Source organism: Hungatella sp. (assembly GCF_046966825.1).
Window position 1 is genome coordinate 1 of record NZ_JBKVCZ010000190.1, and the last position, 10,113, is coordinate 10,113.

Annotated in this window: 9 protein-coding genes; 5 read left to right on the forward strand and 4 right to left on the reverse strand. The window is 49.6% G+C overall.

Going from position 1 to position 10,113, the window contains the following annotated elements; translation table 11 throughout:
• The 3 genes from ACLTD4_RS31190 to ACLTD4_RS31200 form a co-directional block, all read right to left on the reverse strand.
• On the reverse strand, positions 1–817 hold an 817-nt coding region (locus tag ACLTD4_RS31190), incomplete at its 3' end, for an alpha-L-fucosidase (protein ID WP_412331843.1).
• 18 nt (positions 818–835) lie between these two features.
• Positions 836–2,650: a histidine kinase gene (locus ACLTD4_RS31195; protein WP_117634918.1), complete on the reverse strand. Its 1,815-nt coding sequence runs from the start codon at positions 2,648–2,650 to the stop codon at positions 836–838.
• Between the two features lie 15 nt (positions 2,651–2,665).
• Positions 2,666–3,712, reverse strand: a complete 1,047-nt coding sequence (locus ACLTD4_RS31200; RefSeq protein WP_002604447.1) for a response regulator transcription factor — start codon at positions 3,710–3,712, stop codon at positions 2,666–2,668.
• Positions 3,713–3,905: 193 nt separating this feature from the next.
• Here ACLTD4_RS31200 and ACLTD4_RS31205 point away from each other — a divergent pair, with 193 nt between their 5' ends.
• The 5 genes from ACLTD4_RS31205 to ACLTD4_RS31225 all read left to right on the forward strand — a co-directional run bounded on the left by ACLTD4_RS31205 (position 3,906) and on the right by ACLTD4_RS31225 (position 9,549).
• On the forward strand, positions 3,906–4,832 hold the full coding sequence (locus ACLTD4_RS31205; protein WP_002604446.1) for an ABC transporter permease: 927 nt from the start codon (positions 3,906–3,908) through the stop codon (positions 4,830–4,832).
• Positions 4,833–4,902: 70 nt separating this feature from the next.
• Positions 4,903–5,832: a carbohydrate ABC transporter permease gene (locus ACLTD4_RS31210; RefSeq protein ID WP_117634920.1), complete on the forward strand. Its 930-nt coding sequence runs from the start codon at positions 4,903–4,905 to the stop codon at positions 5,830–5,832.
• A 35-nt stretch (positions 5,833–5,867) separates the two neighbouring features.
• Positions 5,868–7,484 (forward strand): ABC transporter substrate-binding protein, encoded by a 1,617-nt coding sequence (locus tag ACLTD4_RS31215; RefSeq protein ID WP_117634922.1) that lies wholly within the window; start codon positions 5,868–5,870, stop codon positions 7,482–7,484.
• Positions 7,485–7,548: 64 nt separating this feature from the next.
• Positions 7,549–8,988 carry a sulfatase-like hydrolase/transferase gene (locus tag ACLTD4_RS31220; RefSeq protein ID WP_117634924.1) on the forward strand — a complete coding sequence of 480 codons (1,440 nt, stop codon included), beginning with the start codon at positions 7,549–7,551 and terminating at the stop codon, positions 8,986–8,988.
• Positions 8,989–9,096: 108 nt separating this feature from the next.
• A complete protein-coding gene (locus tag ACLTD4_RS31225) occupies positions 9,097–9,549 on the forward strand; it encodes a helix-turn-helix domain-containing protein (RefSeq protein WP_055652519.1) in 453 nt (150 codons plus the stop codon).
• 89 nt (positions 9,550–9,638) lie between these two features.
• Here the strand turns inward: ACLTD4_RS31225 and ACLTD4_RS31230 are convergent.
• Positions 9,639–10,113: dihydrofolate reductase family protein (locus ACLTD4_RS31230; protein ID WP_412331844.1), on the reverse strand; the 475-nt coding region annotated here is incomplete at its 5' end.

The following is a 10,113-nucleotide window of genomic DNA, read 5'->3' on the forward strand; positions in this document are numbered from 1 at the left end:
CTGCGGTACGGTCGCAGACAATCAGATGGGGCTGTGTGGTGCCGCGTATCTCTTTGACAATCTCATTCAGACGGATATCCTGGCCTTCGTTCCCGGCGTTGACCCAGCCGCCATCCAGCCACAGCACGTCTACTTTTCCATAGTTGGAGGTCAGCTCGCGAAGCTGTGCGTGGGTATAATCTACAAATTCCTTCCACAGCTCCGGATGGTCTGTAACGGAATAGTTGATATTTCTGGTGGGCGCGGTGCCGAATGCCTTATGCCAGTAGGCATCGCTGTGCCAGTCCGGCTTGGAGAAGTAGACGGAGATGGCCAGTCCCTGCTTTTTAAATTCCCGGTACAGAGCCCCGGTGATATCGGAATCCGGATGAGAGGAGAAGGGGCAGGAGGGATCTGTTATTTTATAATTGGTGGTCTTCGTATCGAACATGCAGAAGCCATCGTGGTGCTTGGTGGTGAATAAAAGGTACTTAAAGCCGCATTCTTTTGCAAATTCTGCCATGCGGTCCGGGCGGAATTTCACCGGGTTAAAGGTTTTATTGCAGTCGATATACTCCTGCTTGAAGGTCTCTATATCGGTCCAGTCCACATCCCTCTGAGACCAGCTGCCGTCTCCGTCGGAGAGGGGCCACGACTCATAGGTCCCCATCTGGCAGCCAGGCGCCCAGTGCATCATCAGGCCCAGCTTTAATCCCATGAACCATTCGAGATGCTCTTTTACGGCAGGCTCTTTCGGCGCTATGTAGGTCTCTGCCGCCGAATAGCCGTGAATCCCATTCTTTACAATCTCATTCTTAACGATCGTTTTCTTTTCCATATTAAATTTCTCCTTTTATTATAATTTAGCAGCGGAAGCTTCCCTGTATTTAAATTCTGCCCGTGCCGTCAGCCTGTTGTTTTCATCAACGTAGTACTTAAGACCGCTTTCCGGCCCGAAATGAAGGCGTATCCGGTCGTTCACATTGCGGATTCCGAAGCCGTTGGTCACCTTTAAGTTGTTTGTTTTATAAGCCAGATACTCATTGAGCAGATCAGGATCGCAGCCCTGGCCGTTGTCTGATACCTCCAGAATGAAACGGTCCGCCTCATGTGTTACAGAGACCGTGATCTCGATCGCCGTTCCAGTCGGCTGGCCGCCGTAGCGGATGGAATTTTCCACCAGGGGCTGAAGCGCGAATTTTGGAATCAGAGTATCGGCTGAGGCGTCTTTTGAGGGGACGGAAAGCCTGATATCCCCCTGATGCCGGAGCTTGTAGATCGCAATATATTCTCCTATATTGGAAAGCTCTTTCGTTAAGGGAATGAGCTGGTCGGCCTCCATGATGCTGTAGCGCATGAGATTGGCAATGGAGGCGAGGATCTCCGCCAGATCATCCTGATCGCGGGTCAGAGCAATCCAGTTGACCGCATCCATTGCATTGAAGATAAAATGGGGATCGATCTGTGCCTGCAGTTCCTTTAATTCCGAGTTTTTCTGCCTGATTTCCTGCGCCTGGACATCATGAATCAAACGGTTGTTGTTGATAATCAGCTTCGTAAAGCTTTCCTCCAGACTGACGATTTCCCGGTCCTTCGATACGTGAAGGCTCTTTAAGTCAAAGGTTCTCGTATCGGTGATGGAACCGATCACCTCAGAAAGGAGGATAATCGGCCGTGTGATGCGGTCTGAAGCCGTGAAAATAACAGCCATGGCACATAGTGTAATCAGCAGAGAGATCACGGAAAAGCGTACCATGACCGGGCGTACTGTACGATTGATATCGGAGTAGGGCGTAAGCGACAGAAGGGTGATATCCTGATCGGAATCGTCAAAGTTTACCAGGTAAGGCTCCCCGCCGATTACGTGGTGAGAACCGGTTCCGGCCTGGTATAAGGCGGTATTCCCGCTGACCGCTGCAAGTGCCTCTGTGTAGAAGCTGTGATCCGGGCCGCTGGGGCTGGCGTAGAGAAGCTGCCCCTTTTTGTCCAGAAGGGCGTAGCCGCTGTTGGGGGTGGGGGGAATCCCGCCGAAAACAGAATCGATATAGGGCATTTTAATGCTGATGACCATGACGGCCTGCCCATCCTTATAGTATGGTCCAGTATAGCTGGTATTCTGGATTTTCTTGGCAAGGCACAGCTCTCCGGAACTTTCATTATTAAATACGCAGGTGTAATTGGAGGCCTCCAGAGTATTCTTATACCACAGATCGTCCTTCACCAGGGTGTTGGTAAAGATGCTGCTGGCTGTACTGTAGGGATTCGTGCTCAGGGTCCTGGCCTCAAACATCGATGAGATGGGAAGCTGGTCATTGAGGAACAGGGTATAGCGGTAGCTGTTGACATCATGGGACATCGTAAGCAGCGAGTAGTGAGAGAACTGGGACTGCAGGGCGGCGCGGACCTGCAGCTGCTCCATGGGCTCGGTGGACGTGCTGCTGAGCTGGCTGCCGATGGCGCGGTCACTGATAAAATGGATGGTGATCTGTCTCAGATTATTCATAAAATTAGAGGCCAGATGGCGGTTTGCCATGACCTGTGCCTCCTGCCGTTCCACCACTGCGGCCGTTACCGTATTGTGAAAATAAAAGTACATAAATATGTAGAAGGTTAAGAGAAAGAAGAGGATGATAGCCAGAAACAGACCAGATATTTTTTTTCGGATTGCCATGGGACCCCTCCTTCTTTATGTTTTCAGATTCCGGTATTCACTGGGGGTAAAACCCGTCTTTTTCTTGAACAGCTTGGCGAAATATCTGGCGTCCTCGTAGCCTGACATCGCGGATATCTCCCCGATGGAGTAACGGCGGTCGGCCAGCAGACGGCGGGCGTAGTCCATACGCATTGCGGTCACATAGGAAATTAGGTTGGAACCGGTGGCCTGCTTGAACTGGGAGCTTAAGTAGGACAGCGATACGTGCATACTGTCCGCCAGGACGGAGATGTTGAACTCCGGGTCAGAGTAATGTTCACCGATATACTCCTTTGCATAGGTGATAAAGGACTCGCTGTATGCCTGCTTTTTCTGATTCATCCCGGTCAGAACGTCGTAATAGCTGGTAATGATGAAGTTGATCTTTTCCTGGGTGCCCGGAGAGTCCCAGAACTGTTCCATAGCGCGCTCCCGTGAGACGGTAATGACCGTCCGGTTTACATCGATCTGGGAAAAATAGGCGTATAAGTAATTGATCAGCTGGATTCCCAGAGGATTGGCGGAGCTGCTGTGCATGGTGCTAACAAAATAGGAAGAGCGAAAAAACTGATCCAGCGCCTCCATATCCTGATTGTGGAGTATCGTTAATATTTTCTCTTCCAGACCGGAATTCCAGGCGTTTAAGAACCGCTGTTTTCTCTCCTGATTTTCCTCGTAAAACTTAATCAGGAGGTTTTCGATCTGATTGACCTTTTCTCTTGTGATTGGCTTTAAGATGTAGTCTGCAACGTCGTACTTGAGCGCCTGTCTTGCATATTCAAACTCCCCGTGGCCGCTTAAGAGGATCATGCGGGTGGCCGGAGACTGTGCGTGAATCAGCTCCGCCAGCTTCAGTCCGTCCATCCGCGGCATCTTGATATCGGAAATAATGACATCCGGAGGAGTGGCTGCCATATATTCCATCGCCTCCTCCCCGTTGGCAGCAGTTCCGGCAAGCTCACCGTGAAATGCTTCCCAGTGCAGCATGGAGTTTAATCCTCTGACTGCAAAAATCTCGTCGTCAACAAGAAGAACCTTCATAATTGTTTTCCTCACTTTCTATGTAGATGATTATAAAGCATGAAGGTCAGCCGCGCAATCGGTTCGGAGCGTTCCGAAATAAAAGTACACATGAGATAAAAAAAGTCTCCTTGTGGAATGGAATCCGATAAAGGTATAATTATGCCAGAAAACATCAAAGCAAAAAGCGATGCGAAGAAACAGGGGGTAAAAAATGAAAACAAGGCAAAAAAGTGAATGGTTCTATTTTAAGAAAAACCTGCCGCTCACGCTTATGGCCCTGCCGGGGATTATCCTGATGATTTTATTCAAGTATCTGCCATTGTCCGGCATTGTCCTGGCCTTTAAGAAATACAACATTAGAAAAGGGATATTTGGAAGCGAATGGAACGGGCTGGAAAACTTTAAGTTTCTGTTTAAGACCAGCGACGCATGGATCATCACCCGCAACACCATATGTTACAATCTGATTTTTATTGTACTGGATCTGGTGGTAGCGGTTACCGTGGCGATCGTGCTCAATGAACTGTTAAATAAGAGAAGGGCGAAGCTCTTCCAGACGATCTTCATGGCACCTTACTTTCTGTCATGGGTTGTCGTTTCCTTTATTGCGTTTGCATTCTTAAGTGTGGATAACGGATTATTGAACCACATTCTCCGCTTCTTCGGAAAAGATGAGGTCCAGTGGTATACCCAGAAGCAGTACTGGCCGTTTATCCTGGTATTCTGCCAGCTCTGGAAGACCGTGGGCTACTCGACCGTCATGTACTTAGGCTCTCTGGTGGGGATTTCCAATGATTATTACGAAGCGGCCATCATGGATGGGGCGACCAAGTGGCAGCAGATTAAGTATATTACGCTTCCCTGCATGCGTTCCATGATGATTGTACTGACCATACTGGCGATCGGCAAGATGTTCTACTCTGATTTTGGGCTATTCTATCAGCTGCCCAGGGATTCCGGCCCCCTTTACCCGATCACCAACGTTATCGATACATATGTTTACCGGGCGTTAAAGGTCAGCGGCAACATCGGAATGGCTTCGGCCGCCAACTTATATCAGTCTGTAGTCGGCTTTATTCTGGTGCTGGGCTCCAATTTCATTGTGCGAAAGATCGACAAGGACAGCGCGCTGTTCTGACAGCCATTCTTCGGAAAACGCGTGAAGACCGCATGAGAGCGGTTGCTTTAGTCAGGAAAGGGGAATTGCCATGAAAAAGAAATATAGAGACGAGGAAGCCGGAGCGGATTCCTGCGTCAATCATATCAGTAAGAAGACGAACGGGATCATGAACGTGATTCTGACCGTGATGGCGCTTGCCTGCGTGCTGCCGGTTCTGTTGGTCATTATCGTATCTTTCAGCAGTGAGCAGAGCATTTTTGAAAATGGCTATACATTTTTTCCCAGCGAATGGAGTCTGGAGGCCTACCGGCTTTTCTTCAAAATGGGGGATCAGGTGGTTCGTTCCTACGGAATTACGCTGTTTGTCACGATCGTGGGAACGGTGTTCAGCCTGGCGGTGACGACGCTTCTGTCCTATGTGCTTTCGCGTTCGGATTACCGGTATGGAAAACCATTGACCTTACTGCTTCTTTTTACTATGCTGTTTAACGGCGGTCTGGTTCCCAGCTATATGGTCAACACACAGCTTTTAGGGCTTCGGGATTCTGTCTGGGCGCTGATTTTACCCATGTCACTCAATGTGTTTTATGTGGTAGTGCTGCGGACCTTTTTTAAGAGCATACCCATGGAGATTGTGGAGGCAGCTACCATCGACGGTTCAGGGGAATTCAATACCTTTTTGAAGATCGTTCTTCCGCTGTCTAAACCGGGAATCGCCACCATTGGCCTGTTTACCATGATCGCTTACTGGAACGACTGGTTTCTGGGCATGCTTTACATTTACGAGACGAAGAATTACCCGATCCAGACGTTCTTATGGAGCATGCAGAACAGCTTGGAGTCACTGAAACAGAGCTCGGCTAACGCGCTGGAGTACGCGGAGATGGCAAACAACGCTCCGACCAACAGCGGCCGAATGGCCTTAACCGTACTGGTAGTACTGCCTATCCTTTGCGCCTATCCCTTCTTCCAAAAATATTTTGTGAAGGGACTTACAATCGGCGGGGTCAAAGGGTAAGCTGTTATAAATTATGTAGAAGGAGGAAGTAAGAAATGAGAAAAAGAAAGGTGTGGGCGTGCGCGGTGCTGAGCGCGGCAATGGCAGCCAGCCTGATGACAGGCTGCGGCTCTTCAAAGACGACGGATGGCGGTACGGCAGCCTCTGCGGATACGAAGGCAGCAGGAGAGACAACGGCTGAAAAGGGAGCAGAGACAGATGCTTCGAAGACGGCGGAGGAGCCTGTTACTTTAAAATGGTATATGTCCTTGAATCCGGTGGATGCGGATACCGATAAGGTTATTGCGGCATTAAATGAGTATACGAAGGAAAAGATCGGCGTGACGATCGATTATACGGTCATCGCCAATCCCGATTACAAGGAAAAGATGCCGACCCTGATCAACTCCGGCGAGTATTTTGATATCTGCTTTACCGCAGACTGGACGACTAACTATGTGCAGTTTGTGGCAAAGGATGCATTTATGGATATTACGGATGCGGTGAAGCAGTACGCTCCTGAGACGTATGAGTTTATTCCTGAGTCCTTATGGAAGGCTGTTTCCGTAAACGGAAAGATCTATGGCGTTCCGTCCTATAAAGAGATGGGATGGCAGAGCGGTTTCTTTGTAAACTCTACCATGGCAGAAAAGTATGGGATCGATTTAAGCTCAGTAAAGACACTGGAGGACTACACGGAGGTGTTAAAGACCGTCAAGGAAAAGGCTGACGCGGCAGGAGAGGAGGTCATCGGACTTTCCGGCCTTGGAAGCTCCGGCGGCTCCTTCAATATGCTGTATCCCTACGAGAGTCTGTCCGGCTCCAGAGCACTTCCAGGTGCGGCCGCAGTGCCGGAATACGAGTACTTTAAGGATCAGACGGGGGTGTTTAATCAGTATGCAACACAGGAATACATGGATTACTGTAAACTGGTGAGAAGCTGGTATGAGGCGGGGTACATGTCCAAGGACCCGGTAAACTATGATACCGACATTGCCAACCGCGACAATGATTTTAAGAACGGCAAGCTGTTCTCCTATATCATCTCATACGCTCCGGGAGCGGCTGAGGCTGAGGCGGCTAAGACGGGGCACGGCGTGACCTTCGTTCCTCTCATGGACCCGCTCTTTGAGACAAAGAACGCGCGCGGAGGAATTCTGGCTATTTCATCTGCTTCCGAACATCCGGATAAGGCCCTGGAGTTCATCAACCTGTTAAATACCGACGAATACGTAGGAACCCTGATCCGTCACGGCATTGAAGGCCAGCACTACAGCGCGGTGGGCGACAACCAGGTAGACCGCACAATGGGCGGAACCCTGAAGATCGAGGACAACGGCTATGTTGATTACACCTATGGATGGCAGTTCGGCACACCGTTCAACCAGAAGTGGGATATTTCCTACCCGGATAATATCGAACAGTTATTCGAGGAATATAATGCGAAGGCCATAACGGCTCCTCACAATGGCTTTACACTGGATAACAGCCCGGTGGAAACCGAGATAGCGGCTATCTCCAACGTGGTGGATGAGAATGCCAAAGCTCTGGAGTCCGGTATGGTAGACCCTGAAGTCTATATACCACAGTTTTTAGATGCACTGAACAAGAACGGAGTCGAGGATTTACTGGCAGAAATTAGTAAACAGCTTACAGAAAACGGATATCAGTAAAAATAGAGTAAGGGGGACAGGGACAATTTATCCCGGGTCCCCCCTTTAATATGGAGGAATGAAGATGGAACGGCCAAATATTATTATGATACTGACCGATGACCAGGGAGCCTGGGCCATGGGCTGTGCGGGGAACCGGGATGTGAAGACACCGAACCTGGACCGACTGGCAGAGGAGGGCGTAAGATTCGAGAACTTTTTCTGCGCCTCTCCGGTCTGCTCTCCGGCGCGGGGAACGATCTTCACGGGAAGGATGCCCTCTGCCCATGGCGTTCTTGACTGGATCCGCGGGGGGAATGTGGACCGGGAGCGGCTAAAGGAAAAGAGCGGCGACCCATATTACAGAAATGAGGACAGAGCCATACCTTATCTGGAGGGGATGACCACCTATACCGATGTTCTGGCACGGGAGGGCTACACATGCTGTCTTGCGGGCAAATGGCATCTGGGAGACAGTCTGCGCCCGCAGCACGGCTTTTCGAAATGGTTTACAATCGCCAGGGGCGGGTGCCTTTACAAGAAGGCGGATGTTGTGGAAAATGGAGGGATACGGTATGAGAGCCGCTATATCACCGATGTGATTACGGATAAGGCGCTGGAATATATCGACGCATGCAGGGCGGAACAAAACCCGTATTATATCAGCGTACATTACACGGCGCCTCACGATCCCTGGGATGAAGACCAGCATCCCAGGAAATATGTGGAAGCCTACCGGGACTGTGCATTTACAGCGACACCTGACCTTCCTGTCAGCGATAGGCAGATTCAGACGGCACCGTACGGTACAGGAGAAGTGAGAAAGTCGCTTCTGCGCGGTTATTACGCGGCGGTCACGGCTATGGATGCGGGCGTTGGACGCATTGTGGCCCATTTAAAGGAAACAGGAGAATACGATCACTGTATCCTCTGTTTCATGGCGGACAACGGGATGAACATGGGACATCACGGCGTGTGGGGGAAGGGAAATGCCACCTTTCCGCTGAATCTGTACGATACCTCCGTAAAGGTGCCGTTTCTCGTGCGCTGGCCGGGCCATACGGAGCCGGGGCGCGTGATCCGCGGCCTTTACAGTCAGTATGACTTTTTTCCGTCACTGCTTTCCATGGCGGGGATATCCGTACAAGCGGAAGGCCGTATGCCCGGACGAAGCTTTACTCCGGTTCTGGAAGGGGCGGAGCAGGAGGCGGGACCCGTGGTGGTTTACGATGAGTATGGGCCTAACCGGATGATTCGTTCAAAAGAGTGGAAATTTATCCGGCGGTATCCTTATGGAATGGATGAATTGTATCATCTGACAGAGGATGCAGAGGAGACGGTGAACCTGGCGGAGGATGAGGCGTACCGTCTGGTCCGGGAAGAGATGAACGACAGCCTGAATCACTGGTTTTACCGTTATGCGGATCCGGCTATGGATGGGGCCAGAGAAGGGGTGACAGGCCATGGGCAGCTGCGCCGGCCAGGAATCTATTCGGAGGGAAAGGAGGCGTTTTTTCGCCCTTAAGCAGCCTGCTTAATTCAACCGTCAGTTGCGTAAAAATACAGCCTGCTGTATAGAAAGCAACCGGGATTTTTGGTATTGTTAGGATATCAAAATCAAGGAGGCGGGTATATGGATTTTTCAGAAAGACTTTTGACGCTGCGAAAAAGCCTGGACTTAACACAGGAGCAGCTGGCAGAAAAATTAAATGTTTCAAGGCAATCTGTTTCAAAGTGGGAATCCGGGCAGTCGGTACCGGAGTTGGATAAAATAGTGGCATTAAGCGTCATATTCGGTGTGACGACAGACTCTCTTTTGAAACCTTCGGAAATGACGGAATTGTCTGTAAAGACAGAGCTGTTAGAGAAACAGCAGCAACAGATGTTAGTCCGGGAACGGAAGCGCAGTCACATAATTCGCTGTATCGCATATTCCATTGGAGTGTATCTCCTGTTTACAGCTGCATATTTCGTTGGACACTTTTATTTCGAAATCTGGAATCCATCTGTAATTTTTGCAGAATTCCTCATTGCCACTGCAATCGTAATTTTCATATGCGTAAAGGGCATGGGAAAAGAAGAATAACAGATATTTGAAAAAAATTGAAAATTCGTGCAGTACAGATCCTTTTGAAGCAGACCTGCGGCTCACTGGCAGGTCTGCTTCAGAAGATTTTATCCAGCAACTTCATACCTCAAACGCAAATAAGAATCCTCCAGCACCTCACACCTCACAAGCTTCAGAACTCCCAACAGCCCCAATTCCTCCCTTTTCGTAATCGATGCTCCGTCGATCAGCGTAGCGGTATCTTTTCCGCCAATCAGAACCGGAGCGACAACAATATCGATGCAGTCAAACAACTTCTCCTGGAGAAACAATCCGTTCAGCATTCCGCCTGTCTGTATGGTAATTCTTTCACAATGGTATGACGCGTACAATTCTTCCAGCACTGCTCTTAAATCTAATTTTTTTTGACAGATGATATGCAGATTATCTTCCTGTACAGAAAACGCCGGATGCTGCGTATTCGTGGTGACAAGTACAAACGTCTTCGCCCGTCTGCAGAAATAGCTTACGCCGTGATCGGTTAAATTCTTATTATCTATGACAACGAAAGAAACCGGTGTTTTATCCGGATACTCTTTTTGG

Excerpts from the sequence above, each read along its gene's own strand:
- ACLTD4_RS31195 (WP_117634918.1), bottom strand. The coding sequence starts at position 2,650 with ATGGCAATCCGAAAAAAAATATCTGGTCTGTTTCTGGCTATCATCCTC.
- ACLTD4_RS31200 (WP_002604447.1), bottom strand. The coding sequence starts at position 3,712 with ATGAAGGTTCTTCTTGTTGACGACGAGATTTTTGCAGTCAGAGGATTA.
- ACLTD4_RS31210 (WP_117634920.1), top strand. The coding sequence starts at position 4,903 with ATGAAAAAGAAATATAGAGACGAGGAAGCCGGAGCGGATTCCTGCGTC.
- ACLTD4_RS31205 (WP_002604446.1), top strand. The coding sequence starts at position 3,906 with ATGAAAACAAGGCAAAAAAGTGAATGGTTCTATTTTAAGAAAAACCTG.
- ACLTD4_RS31215 (WP_117634922.1), top strand. The coding sequence starts at position 5,868 with ATGAGAAAAAGAAAGGTGTGGGCGTGCGCGGTGCTGAGCGCGGCAATG.
- ACLTD4_RS31220 (WP_117634924.1), top strand. The coding sequence starts at position 7,549 with ATGGAACGGCCAAATATTATTATGATACTGACCGATGACCAGGGAGCC.
- ACLTD4_RS31225 (WP_055652519.1), top strand. The coding sequence starts at position 9,097 with ATGGATTTTTCAGAAAGACTTTTGACGCTGCGAAAAAGCCTGGACTTA.